At 69.9% G+C, this 23,502-nt stretch carries 23 protein-coding genes; 13 read left to right on the forward strand and 10 right to left on the reverse strand.

The features are described 5' to 3' along the window. Both ABD156_RS17470 and ABD156_RS17475 read right to left on the reverse strand, forming a co-directional pair. Complete coding sequence (locus tag ABD156_RS17470) at positions 1 to 870, reverse strand: glycosyltransferase family 2 protein (RefSeq protein WP_344273932.1); 870 nt, start codon at positions 868 to 870, stop codon at positions 1 to 3. A gap of 526 nt (positions 871 to 1,396) precedes the next feature. After that, the gene (locus ABD156_RS17475) at positions 1,397 to 2,161 is read right to left on the reverse strand and encodes a crotonase/enoyl-CoA hydratase family protein (RefSeq protein WP_344273935.1); all 765 of its coding nucleotides are present in this window, start codon (positions 2,159 to 2,161) and stop codon (positions 1,397 to 1,399) included. A gap of 93 nt (positions 2,162 to 2,254) precedes the next feature. Here ABD156_RS17475 and ABD156_RS17480 point away from each other — a divergent pair, with 93 nt between their 5' ends. Then, positions 2,255 to 2,809, forward strand: a complete 555-nt coding sequence (locus ABD156_RS17480; RefSeq protein WP_344273938.1) for an HD domain-containing protein — start codon at positions 2,255 to 2,257, stop codon at positions 2,807 to 2,809. A gap of 85 nt (positions 2,810 to 2,894) precedes the next feature. Continuing rightward, positions 2,895 to 3,329, forward strand: a complete 435-nt coding sequence (locus ABD156_RS17485) for a L,D-transpeptidase (RefSeq protein ID WP_344273940.1) — start codon at positions 2,895 to 2,897, stop codon at positions 3,327 to 3,329. Here ABD156_RS17485 and ABD156_RS17490 read toward each other — a convergent pair whose 3' ends face one another. Both ABD156_RS17490 and ABD156_RS17495 read right to left on the reverse strand, forming a co-directional pair. Beyond that, complete coding sequence (locus ABD156_RS17490) at positions 3,330 to 4,487, reverse strand: NAD(P)/FAD-dependent oxidoreductase (protein ID WP_344273943.1); 1,158 nt, start codon at positions 4,485 to 4,487, stop codon at positions 3,330 to 3,332. It lies immediately after the preceding gene. Next, positions 4,484 to 4,801: a bifunctional 3-phenylpropionate/cinnamic acid dioxygenase ferredoxin subunit gene (locus tag ABD156_RS17495; protein ID WP_344273947.1), complete on the reverse strand. Its 318-nt coding sequence runs from the start codon at positions 4,799 to 4,801 to the stop codon at positions 4,484 to 4,486. Before ABD156_RS17495 ends, ABD156_RS17490 begins: the two co-directional genes overlap by 4 nt. A 279-nt stretch (positions 4,802 to 5,080) precedes the next feature. Between ABD156_RS17495 and ABD156_RS17500 the strand changes: the two genes are divergently transcribed. Then, positions 5,081 to 6,202, forward strand: a complete 1,122-nt coding sequence (locus ABD156_RS17500; protein ID WP_344273950.1) for an aromatic ring-hydroxylating oxygenase subunit alpha — start codon at positions 5,081 to 5,083, stop codon at positions 6,200 to 6,202. Here the strand turns inward: ABD156_RS17500 and ABD156_RS17505 are convergent. Beyond that, on the reverse strand, positions 6,199 to 6,861 hold the full coding sequence (locus ABD156_RS17505; RefSeq protein WP_344273953.1) for a GntR family transcriptional regulator: 663 nt from the start codon (positions 6,859 to 6,861) through the stop codon (positions 6,199 to 6,201). The genes ABD156_RS17500 and ABD156_RS17505 overlap by 4 nt on opposite strands. A gap of 71 nt (positions 6,862 to 6,932) precedes the next feature. Between ABD156_RS17505 and ABD156_RS17510 the strand changes: the two genes are divergently transcribed. The 10 genes from ABD156_RS17510 (at position 6,933) to ABD156_RS17555 (ending at position 18,122) form a co-directional block, all read left to right on the forward strand. Continuing rightward, positions 6,933 to 8,177, forward strand: coding sequence for a sarcosine oxidase subunit beta family protein (locus ABD156_RS17510; protein ID WP_344273956.1), 1,245 nt, complete (start codon positions 6,933 to 6,935; stop codon positions 8,175 to 8,177). 8 nt (positions 8,178 to 8,185) lie between these two features. Next, positions 8,186 to 8,464, forward strand: a complete 279-nt coding sequence (locus ABD156_RS17515) for a sarcosine oxidase subunit delta (protein WP_344273958.1) — start codon at positions 8,186 to 8,188, stop codon at positions 8,462 to 8,464. Next, a complete protein-coding gene (locus tag ABD156_RS17520; RefSeq protein ID WP_344273961.1) occupies positions 8,461 to 11,226 on the forward strand; it encodes a 2Fe-2S iron-sulfur cluster-binding protein in 2,766 nt (921 codons plus the stop codon). Before ABD156_RS17515 ends, ABD156_RS17520 begins: the two co-directional genes overlap by 4 nt. After that, positions 11,216 to 11,767, forward strand: a complete 552-nt coding sequence (locus ABD156_RS17525; RefSeq protein ID WP_344273964.1) for a sarcosine oxidase subunit gamma — start codon at positions 11,216 to 11,218, stop codon at positions 11,765 to 11,767. Before ABD156_RS17520 ends, ABD156_RS17525 begins: the two co-directional genes overlap by 11 nt. Further along, a complete protein-coding gene (gene purU / locus ABD156_RS17530) occupies positions 11,764 to 12,609 on the forward strand; it encodes a formyltetrahydrofolate deformylase (RefSeq protein WP_344273967.1) in 846 nt (281 codons plus the stop codon). Before ABD156_RS17525 ends, purU begins: the two co-directional genes overlap by 4 nt. Before the next feature lie 19 nt (positions 12,610 to 12,628). Further along, positions 12,629 to 15,052, forward strand: a complete 2,424-nt coding sequence (locus ABD156_RS17535) for a GcvT family protein (protein WP_344273970.1) — start codon at positions 12,629 to 12,631, stop codon at positions 15,050 to 15,052. A gap of 17 nt (positions 15,053 to 15,069) precedes the next feature. Continuing rightward, positions 15,070 to 15,540 carry a hypothetical protein gene (locus tag ABD156_RS17540; protein WP_344273973.1) on the forward strand — a complete coding sequence of 157 codons (471 nt, stop codon included), beginning with the start codon at positions 15,070 to 15,072 and terminating at the stop codon, positions 15,538 to 15,540. Positions 15,541 to 15,633: 93 nt separating this feature from the next. Beyond that, positions 15,634 to 16,422: an aldo/keto reductase gene (locus tag ABD156_RS17545; RefSeq protein WP_344273976.1), complete on the forward strand. Its 789-nt coding sequence runs from the start codon at positions 15,634 to 15,636 to the stop codon at positions 16,420 to 16,422. 127 nt (positions 16,423 to 16,549) lie between these two features. Beyond that, entirely contained in the window at positions 16,550 to 17,788 is a 1,239-nt protein-coding gene (locus ABD156_RS17550; RefSeq protein WP_344273978.1) for an amidase domain-containing protein, read from the forward strand. A 16-nt stretch (positions 17,789 to 17,804) separates the two neighbouring features. Beyond that, positions 17,805 to 18,122 (forward strand): hypothetical protein, encoded by a 318-nt coding sequence (locus ABD156_RS17555; protein ID WP_344273982.1) that lies wholly within the window; start codon positions 17,805 to 17,807, stop codon positions 18,120 to 18,122. 270 nt (positions 18,123 to 18,392) lie between these two features. On the opposite strand, the gene ABD156_RS17560 is transcribed toward ABD156_RS17555, so the two are convergent. The 5 genes from ABD156_RS17560 to ABD156_RS17580 all read right to left on the reverse strand — a co-directional run bounded on the left by ABD156_RS17560 (position 18,393) and on the right by ABD156_RS17580 (position 23,470). Then, the gene (locus tag ABD156_RS17560; protein WP_344273985.1) at positions 18,393 to 19,079 is read right to left on the reverse strand and encodes a hypothetical protein; all 687 of its coding nucleotides are present in this window, start codon (positions 19,077 to 19,079) and stop codon (positions 18,393 to 18,395) included. Positions 19,080 to 19,168: 89 nt separating this feature from the next. Then, positions 19,169 to 20,092: a 3-methyladenine DNA glycosylase gene (locus tag ABD156_RS17565; protein ID WP_344273987.1), complete on the reverse strand. Its 924-nt coding sequence runs from the start codon at positions 20,090 to 20,092 to the stop codon at positions 19,169 to 19,171. A gap of 82 nt (positions 20,093 to 20,174) precedes the next feature. Beyond that, complete coding sequence (locus tag ABD156_RS17570; RefSeq protein WP_344273990.1) at positions 20,175 to 21,218, reverse strand: hemolysin family protein; 1,044 nt, start codon at positions 21,216 to 21,218, stop codon at positions 20,175 to 20,177. Next, on the reverse strand, positions 21,215 to 22,537 hold the full coding sequence (locus ABD156_RS17575) for a hemolysin family protein (protein WP_425546109.1): 1,323 nt from the start codon (positions 22,535 to 22,537) through the stop codon (positions 21,215 to 21,217). Before ABD156_RS17575 ends, ABD156_RS17570 begins: the two co-directional genes overlap by 4 nt. A 366-nt stretch (positions 22,538 to 22,903) precedes the next feature. After that, positions 22,904 to 23,470 carry a TIGR03086 family metal-binding protein gene (locus ABD156_RS17580; protein ID WP_344273996.1) on the reverse strand — a complete coding sequence of 189 codons (567 nt, stop codon included), beginning with the start codon at positions 23,468 to 23,470 and terminating at the stop codon, positions 22,904 to 22,906. Between the last annotated feature and the right edge of the window lie 32 nt (positions 23,471 to 23,502).

Raw genomic sequence — 23,502 nt, forward strand, 5'->3', positions numbered from 1 at the left:
TCAGTCCGCCATCGCCAGGACGCACTCGGCTTCGCCGGCGCAGAGCACGGTCGCGGGCCCGCGGACGGTGCGCGCCCGGTGGACGGCCAGCTGCGAAAGGTTGCGCAGGCCGTCGCGCACGGCGTGCAGTTTCACTTCGCCGCCGCGGATCCGGTACTCGATCGGCGTTTCGCCGCAGCGGAAGCCGCGGACGTACGCGTCGTTCTTGATCTCCTGCGAGAACGGCATCCCGCCGGACCGGATGTCGAGGTGCTGCCACACGTGCCGGCGGAACACCCACATCCCGGACTGCGAATCGCGGAACGGCGAACGGAAGAAGAGCCGGCTGATCAGGGTCAGCACCCGGTTGCCGATCCGGTGCGAGGGCTTCATCGCCTCCCGGTTCTCGTGGCCGAGCCGGTTGGTGGACAGGAAATCGAGCTGCCGGTCGGCCATCGTGCACAGCAGCCCGGGCAAGTGGTCGAACGGGTAGGTGCAGTCCGCGTCGCCGGTCGCGATCACGTCGCCGGTCGCGGCGGCGAAACCGGCGTGATAGGCGTGCCCGTACCCGCGCAGCGGCTGCAGGATCACCCGCGCGCCGAGGGCGGCGGCCACCTCGCCGGTCCCGTCGGTCGAGGCGTTGTCGACCACGATCACCTCGATCTCGTAGCCGAGGGAAGCGAGCCCGGAGCGCGGGATCGTGGCCAGCACCCGGGGCATGTTGACCCGCTCGTTCAGCGCGGGGATGACGATGGACAGCTTCCGCGGCCGCGGTCTTTCCCCGCAGGCGCCGCGGCTGGCGACCCGGAGGCGGCAGCAGGGCCCGGCGGCCGGGCGGGAGGCGGTGTCGTCCGACGGCGAGGAGCTGGAACGCTCGATGTTCGACGTCATGGAAGAACCTCGGTTCTTGTCTTGTGCTCGGCGGGGGGAGGGGAGCACGGGGCACGGCAGGCTCTCCGGCGGCGGCAAGCGCCGATTGCCCGGCCTCGTCAGGCCGGGCGGTCGGCGTCCGCCGGCGGAGAGCCTGCCGGCGACGGGTCGGGGGGCGGGGTTCTGTTGTGGTCGAGGCGGGCGGTGCGGACGGCCGTGCGAGCGCGCTTCGGCGCCCGGCCTCGTGTATCTGTATCGATGCCGAGGGCCTGGGCGCTACGTGCGTTTAGCGAATTTTTCGTTCGCTCGATCGGGCTAGCGCCGAATGTGGCCGCGATAATAAACGGTCGTCGCAGGTAATGGTGACCGGCGCGGAAAAAACCGAAAGGGATTCGCGTGCGGTTTCACTCGTTCGGCCTAGTCTGGAAAAACCGCGCGACTGGGCCGAAAAGGCGGCATCGCGCGGTATGCCTGCTATGTCCGCCTGTCGTCCGCGCGTGCTTGGACGCGAGTACATGCCTTGCTGTGCAACGGTAATCGGACGCGACTAGTTCCCGAACGACCCGTGCCTGCCCGCTCCTTCGGCGAAGCGCGCGGCACCCGCAAGAGTATCCGCATTCAATGACTGAATCCCGTGCCGGAATTCGTTTTCCCATGCGGATTCCTCGGTCAGGGACTCGCCTTCCAGCAATGCCGCCCGGTCCTCCCGCAAGCACGTTTGCGGAAAGGCCGCGATTTCCCGGGCCAATGCGATGGCGGCGGGCAATGCCTGCCCGGAAGGCACGACGCGATTCGCCAATCCGATCCGGTGCGCCTCTTCCGCGCCGACCGGACGTCCGGTCAGCACGAGGTCCATCGCGTGGCTGCGCCCGATCAGCCGCGGCAGCCGGACCGTGCCGCCGTCGATCAGCGGAACTCCCCAGCGCCGGCAGAAGACGCCGAACACCGCGGTCTCCTCCGCGATCCGGAGGTCGGCCCAGATCGCCAGTTCCAGTCCGCCGGCGACGGCATGTCCGGACACGGCGGCGAGCACCGGCTTGCGCAACCGCAGGCGCGTCGGTCCCATCGGGCCGTCGCCGTCCGGCTCGGTGCGGTTGCCGCGGCCTTCGCTCACCGCTTTGAGGTCCGCGCCCGCGCAGAACGTCCCGCCCACGCCGTACAGCACCGCGACCGAGGCGTCGGAAGCGTCGAATTCCCGGAAGGCGTCGGCCAATGCCTCGGCGGTGGCGCGGTCGACGGCGTTGCGCCGCTCCGGCCGGTTGATGCCGATGGTGGTGACCGGACCGTCGTGCTCGACCAGCACAGTGCTCACGCGGGGCCTCCTGCCGAAGAAGCGGGTGTCCGGGCAGCATGCCACGCCCCGTAGGCTCCGGCTGGCAGATCGGCAGGGGAAAGGAATCGCGGGATGGACGCCGAAGCCTTGGCCGCGTTCGGGTTCGAGCTGGGGGTGCTCAAGCGCGTCCGCCGCGCGGGCTGGTGGCAGGCGGGAGTGCGCGACCCCGAGTCGGTGGCCGAGCACAGCCTCCGCGCGGCGCAGCTGGCCGCGCTGCTCGCCGCCGAGGAAGGCGCGGTTCCCGAGCGCGCGGCGTTCCTCGCGCTCTGGCACGACACCCAGGAGACCCGCACCGGCGACCTGCCGCACACCGCCGCGCCGTATCTGACGAAGCCCGAACCTCGGGCCATCACGGCGGACCAGACCTCGGGATTGCCGCGTGCGTCGGCGGAAACCGTGCAGGCGGCGGTAGACGAGTACGAAACTCGCGAGTCGCCCGAGGCGCAGTGCGCGAAGGACGCGGACAAACTCGAAATGCTGTTCCAGGCCCTCGAATACCGGGCGACCGGAGTCTCCGCAGTGGACGAATGGCTCGCGTCGGCGCAGGCCGGGCTGTTCACCGGAACCGCCCGGCGCGTCGCCGAAGCCGCGCTGGCGACGTCGCCGCTGTCCTGGCGGTCCCGTTAGGGATCACCCACATGGGCGCACTTTTGGTTTAACTCCGCCCTCTCTGGGAAAGATCCAGAGTACGACCGTCTCGGGGAGGCACAGGATGAACCGGAAACTCACGGCAATGCTGGCCAGTATCGCGGCGATGGCGGCAACGATCGGATTCGCGGCGACCGCGGAGGCAGCGGGACCGCCGTGCGGCGCGCAGGCGAAAGCGTGCCTGAAGCTGTCGGCGAACACGGCGTGGCTGATGAACAACGGCAAGGTCACCCGCGGCGGCGTGCGCGTGACCGTCGGCAAGCCCGCGTACCCCACGCCGGTCGGCACGTTCCGCGTGCAGTACAAGGATCTTCACCACTACAGCAAGCAGTTCCACGGCCCGATGCCGTACTCGGTCTTCTTCACCAACACCGGGGTGGCGTTCCATCAGGGCAGCCTGAAGGTCCAGTCGCACGGCTGCGTGCATTTGTCGCACGCGGACGCGGTGGCGTTCTTCAACACGCTGCAGCCGGGCGACGTGGTCCAGGTCGTGCGGTAGTCACCCGACGGGCATCGGCCGCCGCAGCGCTTGCCGGCGCAGGCGGCCGAACCCCTTCGGGTTGTTGAACCCGAACACGGCCACCGTCTGGCCGTCGCGGTGGTAGGTGGCGAGGAAGGACTCGTCGCCCGGGCCGCCGTCGGCGAAGCGCACCTCGTCGCCGGGGGAAGGATGCCCGGCGAGCTGGAGCGTCCCCGCGTACTGATCGGACCAGACGTAGCCGCTCGGCTCGTACTCCCGGACCACCTGTCCGGCCAGCAGGTTGGCGACCGCGACCGAAGCCTGTTCGGTGGCGTTCGTCCAATGCTCGTGCCGGAGGCCCGCCGGTCCGTACGCCGCGACGTCGCCCGCCGCGACCACGTTCGGCAGTGAAGTGACCAGGCCGGCGTTGGTGCGCACGCCGTTGCCGATCTCCAGCCCCGAGCCGTCCAGCCAGCCGACTGCGGGGCTCATTCCGATCCCGGCGACAACGACGTCGGCGGGCAGAGTCTCGCCGGTCTCCAGCTGAACGCCGGTGACCCGGCCGGAGGTCGTGGACAGCCCGGCGACCGAAGCGCCGCAGCGGAGCGTGGCCCCGTTCCGGCCGTGCAGCCGCGCGCAGATCGAGCCGAGCTCGGGGCCGAGCACGCGCGCCATGGGCGTCGGCAATGCCTCCAGCACCGTGACGTCCAGGCCCAAGCCGCGGCAGGTCGAAGCCACCTCGGCCCCGATGAATCCGCCGCCGACGATCACCACCCGGGCACCGGGGACCAGCTCCTCGCGGAGGGCGAGTGCGTCGTCCAAGGTGCGCAGAACATGAACTCCGGCAACGGATTCCGTCCCCGGCAAGGCTCGAGCGCGCCCGCCGGTCGCCAGGACGACGCCGTCGGCTTCGAGCTCGCCATCGGAGAGGACGAGGCGGCCGGTCGACGGGTCGAGCCGTTCCGCGCGGGTGCCGGGCCGGACGTCCAAGGACGCGAGATCGTCGGCGTCGAGCAAATCCAGCGACTCACGCGACGCGGTTCCGGCGAGGAAGGTCTTCGACAGCGGCGGCCGGTCGTAGGGGAGATGCGGCTCTTCGCCGATGAGCACCACGCGACCGTCGAACCCCTGTGCGCGCAGCTCCTGCGCGGCGCGGGCGCCGGCGAGCGACGCGCCGACGATCGCGACCGTTTTCACGCAGCGTCCTCGGCGGCGTCGGCGAGCACGTAGATCACGCCCTCGTCGACCTGCACCTGGTACGTGCGCACCGGCTGCTTCGCGGGCAGGCACGACGGCAGGCCGGTGCGCAGGTCGAAGAGCGCCGCGTGCAGCGGGCACTCCACGAAGCAGCCTTCGAGCCAGCCGTCGGCGAGCGACGCGTCCTGGTGAGTGCAGGTGTCCCCGATCGCGTACAACTCGCCGTCGGCGTTGAAGACGGCGATGGGCTCGGGCCCCGCGATCCGGACGGACTCGCCCGGGGGCAGTTCGTCCACTGAGCACGCGCGCAGCATTGATTCCTCCGAAGCTGGGGATTGTTGCGTATTGAGGAACACCCGACGTGATACGCAACAGAGTTTGAGCGCGCCGGAGGGGCGCCGTCAAGAGGTTCCGGGGTGGAGTTTTGCGGAGCGCCGTTCCGGGTGAAAGCCGTGGTCGAAGGCGGTTCCGGCGCGCGGTGCGGCACCGGGAAGGGTGCTTGACAGCGCCCCGGCCGAGCCTCATCTTGTTCCGTAGAGGGCAACCAGACGCGTAATACGCAACATCGAGTGTGTTCGAGAGGAGCCCTGCCGGTGACCGCTATCGACCTCCCGCAGAGCCTGCTGCCGACTCTGCCCGGGCCGCACTACACCGACCCGGCGATCTTCGCCCGGGAGCAGGAGCGGATCTTCGAAACGGGCTGGTTCTGCGCGGTGCGCAGCGCCGACCTGCCGTCGCCCGGCTCGTTCGAGACCGTGCAGGTCGGCCGCGAAAGCGTGCTGATCGCGCGCGGCCGCGACGGGGCCTTGCGCGCGTTCCTGAACGTGTGCCGCCATCGCGGCGCGCGGCTGTGCACCGACGAGAAGGGTTCGGTGAAGCGCGCTTTCCAGTGCATGTACCACGCCTGGACCTACGGCCTCGACGGAAAGCTTGTCGCAGCACCGAATCTGACCGGAATGCCGGACGTCGACCGCGTCGAGTACGGCCTGACGAAGGTGCATTTGCGCGAATGGCTCGGCTACGCCTGGGTTTGCCTCGCCGAGGACGCACCGTCCTTTGCGGACACTGTGCAGGCCGACGTGAGCGAACGCCTCGGCGGGCCGGGCGAAATCGAGGCGTACGGCATCGAGAATCTGTCGCTGGGCCGGCGCATCGAGTACGACGTGCGCGCGAACTGGAAGCAGATCATCGAGAACTTCATGGAGTGCTACCACTGCGCGACGATCCATCCGGAGCTGACCGAGGTGCTCCCGGAGTTCGCTGACGGGTACGCCGCGCAGTATTTCGTCGGCCACGGCGCGGAATTCGGGTCGGACGTCACCGGGTTCACGGTGGACGGCGGCGACGGTTTGCAGCGGCTGCCGGGCGTCGGCGAGCACCAGGACCGGCGGTACTACGCGATCACGATCCGGCCGCAGGTGTTCGTGAACCTGGTGCCGGACCACGTGATCGTGCACCGGATGTTCCCGCTGGCCCCGGACCGCACCCTGGTCCGCTGCGACTGGCTGTACCTGCCCGCGGTGGTCGACTCCGGCGCGGACCTCGACCGTTCGGTGGAGCTGTTCCACCGGGTGAACCAGCAGGATTTCGAGGCGTGCGAACGGTGTCAGCAGGCGATGGGGTCCCGCGCCTACGCCCGCGGCGGCGTCTTGGTGCCGAGCGAGCACCACATCGGCGAATTCCACGAGTGGGTGCGGGCGAAGGCCGGGGACTAGATCAGCGCGCGGATCGCTTTCTCGAAGCCGGTCACGTGGTCGAGCGTCAGCTCCGATGCCTTGTCGGCGTCCCCCTCCACGATCGCCGTCAGCAGCGGCGAATGCTCGTCCACGTGTCCGGCCATCCCGCGCAGCCGGGGCAGGAACACGCACCAGATCCGGGTCGCGAGGTTGTCGTAATGGATCAGAGTGTCCTCGAGGAACGGATTGTGCACGCACTGGTAGATCGCGCGGTGGAGCTCGAGGTCGATGCGCAGGAGGTCGGCGTTTTCCTTTTGGGCGGCCGAATCCAGCTGATCGCGCAGCTGCGCCAGCCGCGCGCGATCCGCGTCGGTCGCGCGCGTGGCGGCGGACGCGGCGGCCGCCGGTTCGAGGGTGCGCCGGACCTCGGAGATGTGCGCGAGGTCGGAGATGTTCACGTCGGTGGCGAACGTGCCGCGGCGCGGATACGCGACCACCAGGCGTTCGGTCTCGAGTCGTTTGAGTGCTTCGCGGATCGGCGTGCGGCCCATTTCGAGCACGCCGCCCGCCCATTCCTCGTTGATCGGGTCGCCCGGCTTGATGTCGAGCATGACGAGGCGGTCGCGCAGGAACTCGTAGGCGCGTTCGGCCAGCGACGGGGCGGCGGCCGGGATGACGTGGTTGACCGGGTTGCTCACTCGCCTTACTCTACAGCGAAGATTGATATATCAGTAGTCGACCAGTTGTCCGATACGGGAGGCCAGCGGGAATGACCACGACGGACCAGCCGCGTCCCCCGGGCGCGGATCTTCCGGAGCACCCGGATTTCCTGTGGCGGGACCCGGAGCCGCGGCGTGCGTACGACGTCGTCGTGGTGGGCGGCGGCGGACACGGCCTCGCGACCGCCTACTACCTCGCCAAGGTGCACGGCATCAGAGGCGTCGCGGTGCTCGAGAAGGGCTGGCTCGCCGGCGGGAACATGGCCCGCAACACGACGATCATCCGGTCCAACTACCTGTGGGACGAAAGCTCCGGCATCTACGAGCATTCGCTGAAGCTGTGGGAGGGCCTGGAGGAAGACCTCGGCTACCCGATCCTGTTCAGCCAGCGCGGCGTGCTCAACCTCGCGCACAGCCTGCAGGACGTCCGCGACAGCGTGCGCCGCGTGAACGCCAACCGGCTGAACGGGATCGACGCGGAGTGGGTCGACGCGGACGGGGTCAAGGAACTCTGCCCGATCGTCAACACCTCGCCGGACGTCCGCTACCCGGTGCTCGGCGCGACCTACCAGCCGCGCGCCGGAATCGCCAAACACGACTACGTGGCTTGGGGTTTCGCCCGCGCGGCCGCCGAGATGGGCGTCGATCTCATCCAGAACTGCGCGGTCACCGGCATCGAGACGCGCGACGGCAAGGTGGTCGCGGTCGAAACCAGCCGGGGCCGGATCGCCGCCGGGAAGGTCGCGTTGTGCGCGGCCGGGCACAGCTCGGTGCTGGCGAAGATGGCCGGGATCGACCTGCCGCTGGTGTCGCATCCGCTGCAGGCGCTCGTGTCGGAACTGCTCGAACCGGTGCACCCGACGGTGGTGATGTCGAACGCCGTGCACGTCTATGTTTCCCAGGCGCACAAGGGAGAACTCGTGATGGGCGCGGGCATCGACTCCTACGCCGGCTACGGCCAGCGCGGCGCGTTCCACATCATCGAGGACCAGATGGCCGCCGCGCTGGAGCTGTTCCCGGTGTTCGCGCGGGCGCACCTGCTGCGGACCTGGGCGGGCATCGTCGACGTGACCCCGGACGCCTCGCCGATCGTCGGGCTGACCCCGGTGGAGAACCTCTACCTCAACTGCGGCTGGGGGACCGGCGGATTCAAGGCCACGCCGGGCGTCGGCGACTGCTTCGCGCACACCGTCGCGAAGGGCAAGCCGCACCCCTACGCCGAACCCTTCACCCTCGACCGGTTCACCACCGGCGCGCTCGTCGACGAGCACGGCGCCGCCGCCGTCGCGCATTAGGAGCCACTGTGCAGCTGATTCCCTGCCCCTGGTGCGGTCCCCGCGAGGAGACCGAATTCCACTACGGCGGCCAAGCCCACGTCGCGTACCCGCAAGAACCGGCCGCGCTGTCCGACGAGGAATGGGCGAAGTACGTCTTCTTCCGCGCCAACCCGAGCGGTCCGCTCGCCGAGCGCAGGACGCACAGCGCGGGCTGCCGCCGCTGGTTCAACGCCGTCCGCGACACCCGCACCCACGAACTCGCGGCGGTCTACCGCCTCGACGAACCCCGGCCGGTGATCCCATGACCTTCCGCCTCCCCAGCGGCGGCCACGTCGACCGCGACACCCTGCTCCAATTCACCTTCGACGGCCGCGTCCTCACCGGCCACCCCGGCGACACGCTCGCGTCCGCACTGCTCGCCAACGGCGTGCACCAGGTGGCGAGGAGCGTCAAGCTCGGCCGTCCGCGCGGCATCATGGCAGCGGGCGTCGAAGAGCCGAACGCGGTGGTGCAGCTGGAAAAGCCGTTCCCCGAGCCGATGCGGACCGCCACCACCGTCGAGCTGTTCGACGGCCTGGTCGCGCGCAGTCTCTCCGGGCAAGGCCGGTTGGCGACCGAGCCGGATCCGGCGCGGTACGACGCGAAGCACCTGCACTGCGACGTGCTGGTGATCGGCGCGGGACCGGCCGGTCTGGTCGCCGCCCGCACCGCCGCGCAGGCAGGAGCCCGCGTGGTGATGGTGGACGACCAGCCCGAGCCCGGCGGTTCGCTGCTCGGCTCGAACGAGTACGTGGACCTCAAGCCCGCCGTCGAGTGGGCCCGCGCGATCGCCGACGAACTGCGCGCGACCCCGGACGTGCACGTGCTCGACCGGACCACCGCGTTCGGCGCCTATGACGACGGTTTCGTCCTGGCCGTGCAAACCCGGACCTCAGGTGCGGCCCGGCAGCGGGTGTGGCGGATCCGCGCGCAGCAGATCGTCCTCGCGACCGGCGCGCACGAACGCCCAATCGTGTTCCCGGACAACGACCGCCCCGGCATCCTCCTCGCCAGCGCCGCGCGGACGTACCTGCACCGCTACGGCGTCCTGCCCGGCCGCCGCGCCGTCGTGTTCACCATGGACGACTCCGCCTACGCGACCGCGATCGACCTCGCCGACGCCGGCGTGGCGGTTCCGCTGGTGGTCGACGTCCGCCCAGCCGCACCGGAAAACTGGGCCGCGGCCTGTGCGGAACGCGGGATCGAAGTCCGCACCGGTGCCGCGGTGACCGGAACCGAGGGCACCGAGCGCGTCACCGGCGTACGAGTCGCCGGGGAACTCGTCCCGTGCGACACCCTCCTGGTCTCGGGCGGCTGGACCCCCGCAGTCCACCTGTTCAGCCAGCTGCGCGGCGCCTTGCGCTACGAACCCGCCCTCGGCGCGTATCTCCCGGACGGAGAACTCCCGACCGCACGGGTGGCGGGCAGCGCGAACGGCACCTTCGACTTCGCCGGCTGCGTGCGAGAAGGCCGCGCCGCTGCCGCGAAAGCACCAGTGGAAATCCCGCTCCCGGTCTCCGACGCTCGACCGCGCGAGCTGGCCCCCGCGGTCGAATGGCAGATCCCCGGCCCGGAGTCCGATGTGGACACCCGATTCGTGGACCTGCAGCGCGACGCCACCGTCTCCGACATCCTCCGCGCGACCGGCGCAGGCCTCCGTTCGCTGGAGCACGTGAAGCGCTACACCACCATCGGCACCGCGCACGACCAGGGCAAAACCTCCGGCATGCTCGCCGCCGGGATCACCGCCGAAGCCCTCGGCGTCGACCTCGCGGACCGCCGCCCGACCACCTACCGCCCGCCGTACACGCCGGTCGCCTTCGCCGCCTTGGCCGGTCGGAACCGCGGCGAGCTGCACGACCCGGTCCGCGTCACCGCACTGCACTCCTGGCACGTCGAACACGGCGCGGAGTTCGAGAACGTCGGCCAGTGGAAGCGCCCCTGGTACTACCCGCAGCCCGGCGAGGATCTCCACGCGGCGGTCCGGCGGGAGTGCCTTGCCGCCCGCACCGACGTGGCGATGATGGACGGCTCCACGCTCGGCAAGATCGACGTCCAAGGCCCGGACGCCGCCGAATTCCTCGACCTGCTCTACACGAATTTGATGAGCACGCTCAAGGTCGGCCGGATCCGCTACGGCGTGATGTGCGGCGTCGACGGCATGGTCATCGACGACGGCACCGTCATCCGGGTGGCCGAGGACCGCTTCCTCGTCACCACGACCACCGGCAACGCCGCGATGGTGCTGGACTGGATGGAGGAGTGGCTGCAAACCGAGTGGCCGCACCTGCGCGTGTTCGCCACCTCGGTCACCGAGCACTGGGCCACCGTCGCGCTCGTCGGCCCGCGTTCGCGCGAGATCCTGGCCGGGATCGCGCCGGAGCTGGACGTCAGCAACGACGAGTTCGGTTTCATGGCCTGGCGCGACGCCGAAGTCGCCGGCATTGCCGCGCGGGTGTGCAGGATCAGCTTCTCCGGCGAGCTGGCGTACGAGATTAACGTGCCGTCCTGGTACGGCCTGGCGCTCTGGGAAGCGTTGGCGGAGCGGGGAATCACGCCGTACGGCACCGAAACCATGCACGTCCTGCGTGCCGAGAAGGGCTACCCGATCATCGGCCAGGACACCGACGGCACGGTCACCCCCCACGACCTCGGCATGAGCTGGGCGGTGTCCAAGAAGAAGGCCGACTTCCTCGGCAAACGGTCCTTCTCCCGGTCGGAGAACCTGCGCCCGGACCGGAAACAGTTCGTCGGCCTGTTGCCGGTGGATCCCACCGTGCTGCTGCCGGAGGGCGCGCAGGTCATCGAGACCGCACACATCCCGCGCCCGCCGGTGCGCATGCTCGGCCACGTCACCTCCAGCTACCCGAGCGCCGCGCTGGACCGCACCTTCGCACTCGCGGTCGTCCGCTCCGGCCGGGAGCGGATCGGGGAGACGCTGTACGTCCCGGTCGGCGACGAGGTCGTGCCGGTGACAGTGACCGAAACCGTGCTCTACGACAAGGAGGGGACCCGCCGTGACGGCTAAGACCCTGTCTCCGCTCGCGGAGCACGCGGGCCTGCTCTCCAGCAGCGCCCCGGCCGTGCTCGCCGAAGAACGCCCGTTCGTCTCGCAGCTCAACGTCCGCCTCCGCGAAGGCCACGACGCCGCGGCAGCCGTGCTCGGCACCGAACTGCCGGATGTCTGCCAGTTCACCAGCGGCATCGGCGACGTCCTCTGGCTCGGCCCCGACGAGTACCTCGTGCTCGGCGCTCCCGAAGGCACCGAAGCAGCGCTGCGAGAAGCAATCACCGTCGGCGCTGTCACCGATGTGTCCGCGCAGCGCACCACCGTGCAGCTCGGCGGACCGGCGGCCCGCGACGTCCTGGCGCACGGCTGCGCGATCGATCTCCACCCGAAGGCCGCCCCGCCGGGCACCTGCGTCCAGACGTTGCTGGCCCGCACCGGAATCGTCTTGCTGGTGCGAGAAGCGGGGGAGTTCACCGTGCTCGTGCGCCAGTCGTTCGCCCCTTATTTCGCCGCCTGGCTCGCCGACGCGGCGCTGGAATACCGAGAGGAGGAGTCTTGACCCAGTTCACCTTGACCCTGCACTGCCCCGAGCGCTCCGGGATCGTGCACGCCGTGACGACGTTCCTCGTCGGCAACGGCTGCGACATCGTCGAGCACCAGCAGTTCGACGACGACGTGCACGGGGAACTGTTCCTGCGCACCGAATTCACCTGCGCCGGACCGGCCACAGTGGACGACCTCACCCGCGAGTTCGACCTGGTCGCCCGGGATTACGCCATGCAGTACCGGTTTTCCGACCGCACCCCGGACCGGCTGCTGGTGATGGTGTCGAAGGCCGGGCACTGCCTCAACGACCTCCTCTTCCGGTGGCGCGCGGGCGCGCTCGGCGCGGAAATCGCGCTCGTGGCGTCCAATCACGAGGACCTGCGCCCGATGGCCGAGGCCGCCGGGCTGCCGTTCGTGCACATCCCGGTGACTCCGGCGACGAAGCCGGAGGCCGAACAGCGGCTGCTGGACCTGGTGCGGGAGCACGACATCGACCTCGTCGTGCTGGCCAGGTACATGCAGGTCCTCTCGGACGAGCTGTGCCAGAAACTGCAGGGCCGCGCGATCAACATCCACCACTCGTTCCTGCCTGGCTTCAAGGGCGCGAAACCGTACGCGCAGGCCTACGACCGGGGCGTCAAGTACGTCGGCGCGACCGCGCACTACGTGACCCCCGAACTCGACGAAGGCCCGATCATCGAGCAAGAAGTGCAGCGAGTGGACCACTCGCATTCGCCGCGCGCGCTCGCGACCGTCGGCCGCGACGCCGAAGCCCTCGCCCTTTCCCGCGCGGTGCGCTGGCACTGCGAGCGGCGCGTCCTCCTCAACGGCACCCGGACCGTCGTCTTCCGCTGACCTATCCCAGGGAGTTCTCATGACCCGTGTCGTGATCATCGGCGCCGGAATCGTGGGCGCGAACCTCGCCGACGAGCTGACCCTGCGCGGCTGGACCGACGTCACCGTGCTCGACCAGGGGCCGCTGCCGCTGACCGGCGGTTCGACGTCGCACGCGCCCGGCCTGGTGTTCCAGACCAACCCGTCGAAGGCGATGACCGAATTCGCCGGCTACACCGTCGCGAAACTGCTCGACCTCGGCTGCTTCGAGCAGGTCGGCGGCATGGAGGTGGCCAGCACCGCGGCGCGCTGGGCGGACCTGAAACGCAAGCACGGCTGGGCGACGTCGTGGGGCGTCGAGGCGCGGCTGATCGACCCGGACGAGTGTGTGCGCCGCTGGCCGATGCTGGACCAGAACCAGATCTTCGGCGCGCTGTATGTCCCGACCGACGGGCTCGCCGTCGCCTCGCGTGCGGTGGACGAGCTGATCAAACGATCCACCTCGAGGGGCGCGCGGTTCGTCGGCTCGACCCGGGTCACCGGCATCCAGCAGGCCCACGGCCACGTCACCGGCGTCGAAACCGCGGACGGCGTGATCCCGGCCGACATCGTGGTGTCGTGCGCCGGATTCTGGGGCCGGGAGATCGGCGAGATGGTCGGCATGACCGTGCCGCTGCTGCCGCTGGCGCACCAGTACGCGAAGACCGGCCAGCTCGCCGAACTGGCCGGAGCCGACCCGGCGCACCCGGTGCTGCCGATCCTGCGCCACCAAGACCAGGACCTCTACTTCCGCCAGCACGGCGACCGGCTCGGCATCGGCTCGTACGCGCACCGCCCGATGCCGGTGGACAAGTTCGCCGAACCCGGCGAGGTCACGGCGTCCGCGATGCCGTCGATGCTGCCGTTCACCGAGGACGATTTCGCGCCGTCGTGGGAGGAAAGCAAGCTCCTGCTGCCCGCGCTCGGCCAGACCAAGGCGGAGGAGGGCTTCAACGGCATCTTCTCCTTCACTCCCGACGGCGGCTCGCTGGTCGGCGAATCCTCCGACGTGCGCGGATTCTGGATCGCCGAGGCCATCTGGGTCACGCATTCCGCGGGCATCGCGAAGGCGGTGGCGGAATCTATTGTGGACGGTCGCTCCGAGACCGACCTGCACGAGTTGGACGTGCACCGGTTCGAGGACATCCAGCTCGCCCCGGAGTACGTCCGCGAGACCGCGCAGCAGAACTTCGTGGAGATCTACGACGTCCTGCACCCGCTGCAGCCCCGGCTTTCGCCGCGCGACCTGCGGGTCAGCCCGTTCCACGCACGGCAGCGGGAGCTGGGCGCGGTGTTCCTGGAAGCGGGCGGCTGGGAACGGCCGCATTGGTTCGAGTCCAACGCGTCGCTGCTGAAAGACCTGCCGCACGACTTCCTCCCGCCCGCGCGCGATTCTTGGGCCGGGCAGTTCCACTCGCCGATCGTGGCCGCCGAAGCCTGGCACACCCGAAACCGCGTCGCGATGTACGACATGACGCCGCTCAAGCGCGTCGAGGTCAGCGGACCGGGTTCGCTGGAGTTCCTTCAGGGGCTCACGACGAACCAGTTGGCGAAGTCGGTCGGCTCGGTGACGTACACGCTGATGCTCGACGACGCCGGGGGAGTCCGCAGTGACATCACCGTGGCACGGCTGGAACCGGAGCTGTTCCAGGTCGGCATCAACGGCAACATCGACGTCGCGTACCTGCGCAGCCGGGCCCCGGAAGGCGTCCGGGTGGAGGACACCACCGGCGGCACCTGCTGCGTCGGCGTGTGGGGCCCGCTCGCTCGCGACCTGGTGCAACCGCTGTCCGCGGAAGACCTTTCGCACACCGGCCTCAAGTACTTCCGCGGCCGTCGGGCCCGGATCGCCGGGGTCCCGGTGACGATCCTGCGACTGTCCTATGTGGGCGAACTCGGCTGGGAGATCTACACCTCCGCGGACAACGGCCAGCGCCTGTGGGACGCGCTGTGGCGCGCCGGGCAAGCGTTAGGCGTCATTGCGGCCGGGCGCGGCGCGTTCAACAGCCTCCGGCTGGAGAAGGGCTACCGGCTGTGGGGCACCGACATGACCACCGAGCACGATCCGTACGAGGCCGGAGTCGGCTTCGCGGTGCGCCCGGCGAAGGGCGAGTTCGCCGGGCGGGCGGCCATCGACGGCCGCAGCGAAGAGACCTCGGCTAGGCGGCTGCGTTGTCTCACCGTGGATGACGGCCGGACTGTCGTGCTGGGCAAGGAACCGGTGTTCGTGGCCGGCATCCCGGCGGGATACGTCACGAGCGCGGCCTTCGGCTACACCATCGGCCGTCCGATCGCGTACGCCTGGCTGCCGGGCTCAGTGGAGATCGGCGACGCAGTGGAGATCGAGTACTTCGGCAGGCGAGTCTCCGCGACAGTGGCCGCGGAACCGCTGGTCGACCCCGGGATGGAGCGCATCCGGCGCTGAGCGGAAGGAAACCTGCCATGCGGGACCAGATCGTGAGCGACTTCCTGAACACCCTCGCCCGCCCCGCGATCCCGGCGCCGGCCGGAGCGACGGTCGCGGCCCTCGCCCTCGCGCAGGCGGCGGCACTCCTGAGCCGGGCGGCCGGCGGCGACGCCGAAGCAGACCACCTCGCCCGGCATGCGTTGCGGCTGGCCGAAATCGACGCCCACGCCGTCACCCACGACGTGCCCGACCGTGCCCAGCCCGCCGCGGACGTCGTCGCGGCGGCAGGGGAGGTGGTCCGAGTGGCCGAACGCCTTCTGTCCACTGTGGACCCAGTGGCACTGGCAGACGTCTCCGCCGCCGCCGAAATGGCAGGCTCCTCGGCGAGGACAGCGTCCGTCGCGGTCGAATCGCGAAACGGTTTCGCAGTCGGTGCGGACGCGGTGACCGAACGGGCCGCGCGGGTGACGGAGGCGGTGCGCTCGGGCGCGCACAGCGGGGTGTGAAAGCGGCGGCGGCCGGGGAATGGCAAGATCTGCGGTGTTCTTCAGGAGACCCCGTTCCCCGGAACACCGCAGACCCGCAGTGAGGATCGCCGCATGGCTGTGCCGCCCCTGCTCACGCTGAACAACTCCGTCACCGTCCCGCAACTCGGACTCGGCATGTACCAGGTCCGGCCCGACCAGGTCGCGAAGGTCGTCGCGACCGCGTTCGAAGCCGGGTACCGCAGCATCGACACCGCCTCGATGTACGGCAACGAGGCCGAGGTCGGCACGGCGGTCCGGGAGTCCGGACTGCCGCGCGAGGACGTCTTCGTCACCACGAAGGTCTGGAACACCGACCACGGCTACGACAACACCCTGCGCGCGTTCGACCGCAGCGCAGAAGCGCTCGGGGTGGGCCCGGTCGACCTGTACCTGATCCATTGGCCGAAACCGGAACTGGACCGCTACGTCGAGACCTGGCGCGCCCTCGAACTGCTCCTCAACGAGGGCCGCGTGCGGGCGATCGGCGTGTCGAACTTCGGCATCGACCACCTGCGCCGGCTCCTCGACGAGACCGACGTCGTGCCGGTGGTCAACCAGGTCGAACTGCACCCGTGGCAGCAGCAGACCCCGCTGCGCGCCTTCCACGCCGAGCACGGCATCGCGACCGAAGCGTGGAGCCCGCTGGCCCGCGGCAGGTATTTGAACGACCGGGTGATCACGTCCCTGGCCGCGAAGTACGGAAAGACGCCCGCCCAGCTCGTGCTGCGGTGGCATCTGCAGCTGGGGATCATCGTGATCCCGAAATCCGCGACACCCTCGAGGATCCGGGAGAACGCGGCTGTGTTCGACTTCGAACTGGCCGAGGACGATCTGCTGGCGCTGGCCGAACTCGACTCCTGAGCGGAGGCACGGGTCCACCGCTCACGACACCGCGGCAACGCCACCCGGCCGAGTGGCCGGTTGAGGTCAGCGCCCGGATCCGACCGCGTGGCGACCTTAGCCTCGACCGTGGACGAAGGGAGGCGTCGTGGTCACGGTGGGGCAACTGCGGGACGTGAAGCCGGGAGTCTGGGTGGACGCCGCGAGAGGGTGGCGCGAGTTCGCCTGCCAATCGGCGCAGGCCAGTGCGGACATTCGCAGCCAGGTCATCGCGAAAGTCGAGACCGAGTGGAAGGATTCCGCCGGCAGCGACGCGCGCACCGTGCTCGGCGATCTCGCCAACGAGTACGACTCGGCTTCGGATTTGATGAACGGCGTCGTGATGGTCCTGGTCGGCTTGGGCGACGCGGTGGAGGTCGCGCAGCAGGAGCTGAGCGGCGCACTGCGGCTGGCGGAGGCCCATCACCTGCTGGTGAACGACGACGGCAGCACCACGCCGGTGGATGCCGGCGACAAGGACGCGGCGGAGTGGAAGGCGAAGCTCGATCCCGTGTTCCGGGACGCCCTCCGTGCCGCGACCGAGGCGGACGGCATTGCCGCGCAAGAGTTCCACCGGCTCGCCGGAGACGTGAAGATCACCAACCCCGACGACGCGCTGAAGGAACAGACCGCGGCGGCCCAGGACGAGATCGCGATGATCCGTGATTCGCTCCCGCGCGGGCAGAGCCCCGAGGCGGTCCGCGCGTGGTGGAATTCGCTCAGCGACAAGGAAAAAACCGATCTCGAACGCGCGGTTCCGGTCGAACTCGCCGGCCTGGACGGGATCCCCGCCGACGTCAAGAAGAGCCTCCGCGGTTCCGGGCCGCTCGACCGGGTCGCCCTCGTCCAGTACGCGGCCGGCCACTGGAACGACCCCAGCACCGACTTCAAGGACAAAACCCCGAGCAACCACGAGAAGGACAACTGCGCGAACTACGTCTCGACCTCGCTGGCCGCGGCCGGGATGCCGGAAAGCGAGAGCTGGACGAACAAGGAGGTGCTGCGGGAGCTGCATAACTTGATCACCGGCGACCACGACGCGGCGACACCGAGCTGGGGCGGAGCCTCGGCACTGCACGACTACCTGCTCAAGGACACCTTCAGCGAGGTGGTGCCGCGCCAGGACGCCCGGCCTGGCGACGTCGTCTTCTGGTCCAACGACCAGGACGGGATCCATCACGTCGCCGTGGTCACCTCCGTCACTCCGGACGGCGACATCCACTATTCCCAGCACTCCGAACCGGCGGTCAACGCCAGCATGAACGGCCGCGCCCGGGTCTCCGCCGGACAACCGGTCACGTTCGTCCGGGTGGACCCGAGGCCGGCTTACCCGCCTGCTCAGCGATGAAGACGAGGAGGACGCCATGGGCTTCACCTTCATGCACCAGCAACCGCCCGGGGTGAACGCGGCCGGAAACGCGGCTGCTCAGGTCGCGCGGGACGCCTTGGCGGACTTGGGGAATTGTCTCGGCCCGAGCGCCGGCGCCGCTGCCGCGAATCCCGGGTGGACCTCGTCCGGCCCGCTCGCCGAATGCGCCGGCGCCTGGTCGGCGCACCTCGCCGAGCTGATCAACCGGACCTCCCGGCTCGCCGAGAACCTGCACCTCTCCGCGAACTTGTACGACGAGGCCGACCGTCGGTCCGCGGCGGTGCTGAGGGATTTCCATGCGCAGCCGAAGTGATCGATCAGGCGATGCGGCGGCTTCGCCGTTTGTGCGGGAACTGGGCGCGGCCGTGCTCGTCCGAGCCGGCCAGGGAACAGAACCGCTGGATGATTGATTCCGTGAAGAGCATGCGCAGAAGCCGGGAAGCACGCATCCCCGCTGCGGCGAAGCCGATCCAGCCGCGCCGTTAGCTCCCACCCGTGCCCCGGCGCGGTCAGGCGGCGCGCCCCGAAAACACAACACCGCCCCAGCCCAAACGCGGGCTGAGGCGGTGCCGGGAACGAACGATCAGGAAGCGCGAATCCCCGCCGCCGCGAAGTCCGCCAGCTGGGCCGGTTCCTTGAGGAACGTGCGGAAGCTCTGCGTGCCGCGCTGCTGGACCTCGTCGATCGACGAGCCGGACAGGCCGACGAACGGGTAGTCCGCGGGCGGGCCGGAGCCGATCGGCATCGCGGGGGAGCCGATGACGTCCGGCTTCGCCTTCGACAGCTGGGAGACCCAGTACGAGGATTCGGGGATCCAGCCGTCGGGCAGGCCGCCGATGGAGTCGAGCGAGGACTTGCCGGTGAGCGCGTTGAGCACGTCGGACGCGGGCTTGCTCTGCACGGCCACGTGCACGCAGCTGCCGTGCACCTGGGTCAGGTCCTGGTTCCAGCGCGCCGCCGCCGTCTCGACCGGCTTGGCGATCTGCGGGGTCACCACGATCCGGATGTCGGTGCGGCCGCCGTTGCAGCTGGCGGCCTGTGCCTCGGCGCGGTTGTTGAGCACGCTGTCGGCCCAGTTCCACCCGACGACGCCGAGCGTCGCCAGCACCACGAGCCCGAGGGCGACGAGAGGCCACTTCGCGATCCGCCTGCGGGGAGCCTTCTTGGCGACGATCCGGTGCGATCCGGTCGTCTCGCTGCGGCCCGCGGGCCGCTTCGGCGGATCGAGGGGGTGCGGCACCGGCTCCTCGGGCAGGTTGTGACGCCCCATCGTTGTCCTTTCGTGATGTGCACAACACGCTCAGTCATGCAACCAAACCGTTATCACTCTATCAGGCCAGCGACCTGCGGTGAACATTGTTACGCAGAGTTGTCGGCTCGGTGTTCGGGCGACTCCGGCGGCTGCGCCGGGTCGGCGAGAAGCCCGCGGCAGAGGCCGATGAGGCGGGCCCGCAGCGGCGCGGCCCGCTCGGCGAATCCGGCCTGGGCGCGGGCGTAGGAGTCCCGCCCTTCGGGGGTCTCGATCGGCACCGGCCGGTAGCCGTAGTCCGCTAGATCGTACGGGCTGGCCCGCATGTCCAGTTCACGGACGTCCGCGGCGAGCGCGAAACAGTCGCCGACCAGTTCGGCGGGCACGAACGGATCGAGCTTGTACGCCCATTTGAAAAGATCCATGTTGGCGTGCAAACAGCCCGGCTGTTCCAGCGCGACCTGGGATTCCCTCGTCGGTTCGAGCGTGTTGCGCGGCCGCGCCGGGTCGGTGAAGAAGCGGAACGCGTCGTAATGCCCGCACCGGATGTCCATCGATTCCACGACCTCGTCGGTCCCGGCCGACCCGAGCCGCAGCGGGACCTGCGCGTGCCGCACCGAGTCCGCGGGCTCGCGGTAGACCATGGCCCATTCGTGCAGCCCGAAGCAGCTCAGCCGCGGCGACCGGGACGCGGTGGCCGACAGCAGCTTCAGCACGAACTCGGCGGTGCGCGCCCGGCGCCCGGTGAAGGCCGCCGGGTCGAGCAGCACTCCGGCGTCGGTCTCGGCGTAGGCCGGTCGGTCGAGGAACCGCCGCGCGGACGCGCCCGCGAGCACCACGCCCGGACCCGGCTGCCAGCGTTCGAGATGCCCCGGCCGGTGCGAGTAGTAGGTGAACAGGAAATCCAGCACCGGATGTTTCTCGTCCCGCGCCCGGCGTTCCTGGTGCGGGACGGTCCACGCGCGCATCCGCTCGGCGTGCGCTCGCTCCCGGGCCTGCCAGTCCGCCTCGGCGAGTACGACCGGCGCGCTCATGCCGCCGCCTCCTTGTCGCGTTTCACGCTGGCTGTTGGGGAGGCGGCGGCATGAGTGCCGATGATTCGCTTGCAAGCTGCGCTCATGCCGCCACATGGGTGCCGTCGCGCACGGTGCCCACGTATTCCTCGACGAGGTCCTCAAGCGCCACCACGCCGACCGCCGCGCCGGACGCGTCGAGCGCTCGGGCGAGGTGGCTGCCTTCCTTGCGCATGGCCGAAAGCGCGACGTCGAGCCGCGCGTCCGAGCGCAATTCGGTGAGCGGCCGCGTCTTGTCGTCCGGCACCACCGTGCCGGGGTCCTGGCCGACGAGGTCCAGAACGTCCTTCACGTGGATGTAGCCGGTGAGCGAACCGTCCTCTGTGCACACCGGGAACCGCGAGAACCCGGTGGTGGACACCGCTCGCTCGACGTCGCCGAGCGTCGGCCCGCAGGGGAGCGTCGTGAGTTCCGAGGTGGGCACCAGCACGTCCGCGACAGTCTTGGCGACCGACGACAACGTCTGCGAAAGCCGTTGGTGCTCGGACTGGTCGAGCAACCCCTCCTGGCGCGATTCGCTGAGCAGTTCGGCGAGTTCGTCCGAGCTGTACGCGGTCTCCAGTTCGTCCTTCGGCTCCACCTTCATCAGGCGCAGCAAGGAATTCGCGACGAAGTTGAGGAACGCGATGATCGGGTTCGCCACCTTGACCCACGCCACGTGCACCGGCACGAGCCACAGCGCCAGCCGCTCCGGCTCGGCGATCGCGAGGTTCTTCGGCACCATCTCGCCGATCAGCACGTGCAGCATGGTGATGAACGCCAGCGCGATCGCGAACGAGATCGGGTGCAGCAGCTGGTCGGGCAGGCCGAGCAGGTCGAAGAACCCGGACAGCCGGTGCGCGACCGCGGGCTCGCCCAGCCGGCCGAGCAGCAGCGAGCAGATGGTGATCCCGAGCTGCGCCCCGGCGAGCATCTGGGACACGTGCTTGCTCGCGTTGATGACGATCTGCGCGCGGGTCTTTCCCTGCTCCAGCAACGCTTCCAGCCGGTCGCGGCGCGAGGAGATCAGGGTGAACTCCGCGCCCACGAAGAACGCGTTGGCCAGCAGCAGGACCACGACCAGTGCGATGTTCAGCCAGTCGCTCACGCGGTCACCTCGCGTTCGGCCGGGCGCACCTGGACCTCGGCGACCCGGTGCCGGTCCATGCTGGTGACCGCGAGCCGCCAGCCGTCGACCTCGACCTCGTCGCCCTCGGCCGGGATCGCGCCGAGCCGCTCCAGGATCAGCCCGGCGATGGTTTCGTAGTCGCCCTCGGGCATCCGGAAGCCGGTGACGTCGCGGACCTCGTCCGCGCGCAGCTGCCCGGACACCAGCCAGCGGTCCGCGCCGAGCTGCTGCGCGGCCGGGGCCTCGCGGTCGTCGTGCTCGTCGCGGACGTCGCCGATGATCTCCTCGACCACGTCCTCCAGCGTGACCAGCCCGGCGGTGCCGCCGTACTCGTCCACCACGATCGCGAGCTGGTAGCGCGAATCGCGCAGCCGGTTCAGCAGATCGTCGCCGGGCAGCGATTCCGGCACCGTCGGCACCGGGCGCATCGCCGAACGGATCCGGGTGGTCGCGCGGTCGGCGGCGGGCACGGCGAACGCCTGCTTGACGTGCACCGCGCCCTGGACGTCGTCGAGATCCTCGGTGTAGACCGGGAATCGCGAGAACCCGGTGCGCCGGGAGATGTCGATGAGGTCGTCGATCGTGTCGTCCACGGTGAGCGATTCGACCTGCACGCGCGGGGTCATCAGCTCGTCCGCGGTGCGGTCGCCGAAGCGCAACGAGCGGTCCAGCAGTTCCGCGGTGGACGTGTCGAGCTTCCCGCTTTCCGCGCTGGAGCGGACGATCGAGCCCAGCTCCTGCGGCGAGCGCGCGGACCGGAGCTCCTCCTGCGGTTCGATGCCGAACTTGCGGACGAGGAAGTTCGCGCTGTTGTTCATCAGCGTGATGAGCCAGCGGAACAGCGCGGAGAACCGGGCGTGGTAGCCGGAAACCGCGCGCGCGGTCGGCAGCGGCCGGGCGATCGCGAGGTTCTTCGGCACCATCTCGCCGAGGATCATCGACAGGAACGTGGCCAGCACCAGCGCGACCGCCACCGCGACCCCGGACGCCGCCGGTTCGGGCAGGCCCACGGCGTCGAGCAGCGGGCGGACCAGGTCGCCGATGAGCGGTTCGGCGAGGAAACCGGTGATCAGCGTGGTGAGCGTGATCGCGACCTGCGCGCCGGACAGCTGGAAGCTCAGCGTGCGGTGCGCCTTCTGGACGGTGCGCGAACGCTTGTCACCGACCTGGCGGACGTCCGCGTCGACAGTGCTGCGCTCGAGCGCGGTCAGCGAGAACTCGGCGGCCACGGCGAGGCCGGTGCCGATCGTGAGAAGAAGGAAGAGCAGCACGCCGAGCACGGAAAGCAGGACGTGGATCACAGCGCACCGTCCGGGACGCTGGAACGGACGGCGGGCGGGAAGCCGGGTCGGGCGGGACCCGGCCCGGTACTGTCACCGGGCGATGGCGCAGCGCGCACGGATGGAAGTCACTCCTCGGCATAACGGGTTTGTAGTGCGACGATGCCGACAATCGTACCGGGTCGAGGCAGCCTTGCCGCGACAGGACGCGAACCCGGCGCCGGTTTTTCGCTCGCGCCGCCGCTCAGCCAGCGATCTTCCGGCCCGGCGACGCGATGCCCGGGCCGCCGAGGTCCGTGAAGGGAACCCTGAGGGACTCTGAGTCCTTCAGGGTTCCCCTCACGGACTTTCGCCGGAACGGAGCCACCTGTCCACTGTGGTGGTTCAGCGCGGACGGCGGCCGAGCAGCGCGACGAGCCGATCGGGTGCCGCGGCGGTGCGGCCCACCGCGACCGGCGGGTCGAACAGCCCGAGCCCCTGCCAGTCGTCGATCATCGGGCGCAGCACGTCGAGCAGCCGTCCGGCCAGCGGGCCGGGCACCGGATTCGGCCTGCCGAGCGCGGCGGCGAGGTCCCAGCCGTGCACGGCGAGGTCGAGCGTCATCTGCCAGCCGTACTCCTCGGCGGGCACCAGCCCGAACGAGACGTGCACGGTGCGGCGCAGCGCGCCGGGGGAGAGCCACGCTTCGCGCGCGGCGGCGGAGGCTTTCTCCCAGACCGAGAGCGGGTCGTCGCCGAGCACGTCGCCGTCGTAGCGGGTGCCGACCTCGTCGAGCGTCGCCCCGGCGAGCAGATGCGGTACCCAGAGTTGTTCGACGGCGAGATGGTTCACCAGATCGCGTACTGACCAGTCGGTGCACGGCGTGGCGCGGGCCCAGTCGCCGGAGCCGGCGGCGTGCACGGCTGCGTCGAACACGTCCAGTGCGCTGCCGTGGGCGGCGAGGAGATCCACGGGGCACATTGAACACGAACCCGGCCGATCGC

The sequence above is a fragment of the Amycolatopsis albidoflavus genome (assembly GCF_039525725.1).
Lineage (GTDB): Bacteria > Actinomycetota > Actinomycetes > Mycobacteriales > Pseudonocardiaceae > Amycolatopsis > Amycolatopsis albidoflava.

Coding starts and splice junctions, on each gene's coding strand:
- ABD156_RS17470 (WP_344273932.1), bottom strand. CDS start 870: ATGACGTCGAACATCGAGCGTTCCAGCTCCTCGCCGTCGGACGACACC.
- ABD156_RS17480 (WP_344273938.1), top strand. CDS start 2,255: ATGGACGCCGAAGCCTTGGCCGCGTTCGGGTTCGAGCTGGGGGTGCTC.
- ABD156_RS17485 (WP_344273940.1), top strand. CDS start 2,895: ATGAACCGGAAACTCACGGCAATGCTGGCCAGTATCGCGGCGATGGCG.
- ABD156_RS17495 (WP_344273947.1), bottom strand. CDS start 4,801: ATGCTGCGCGCGTGCTCAGTGGACGAACTGCCCCCGGGCGAGTCCGTC.
- ABD156_RS17510 (WP_344273956.1), top strand. CDS start 6,933: ATGACCACGACGGACCAGCCGCGTCCCCCGGGCGCGGATCTTCCGGAG.
- ABD156_RS17520 (WP_344273961.1), top strand. CDS start 8,461: ATGACCTTCCGCCTCCCCAGCGGCGGCCACGTCGACCGCGACACCCTG.
- ABD156_RS17535 (WP_344273970.1), top strand. CDS start 12,629: ATGACCCGTGTCGTGATCATCGGCGCCGGAATCGTGGGCGCGAACCTC.
- ABD156_RS17540 (WP_344273973.1), top strand. CDS start 15,070: ATGCGGGACCAGATCGTGAGCGACTTCCTGAACACCCTCGCCCGCCCC.
- ABD156_RS17545 (WP_344273976.1), top strand. CDS start 15,634: ATGGCTGTGCCGCCCCTGCTCACGCTGAACAACTCCGTCACCGTCCCG.
- ABD156_RS17555 (WP_344273982.1), top strand. CDS start 17,805: ATGGGCTTCACCTTCATGCACCAGCAACCGCCCGGGGTGAACGCGGCC.
- ABD156_RS17560 (WP_344273985.1), bottom strand. CDS start 19,079: ATGGGGCGTCACAACCTGCCCGAGGAGCCGGTGCCGCACCCCCTCGAT.
- ABD156_RS17565 (WP_344273987.1), bottom strand. CDS start 20,092: ATGAGCGCGCCGGTCGTACTCGCCGAGGCGGACTGGCAGGCCCGGGAG.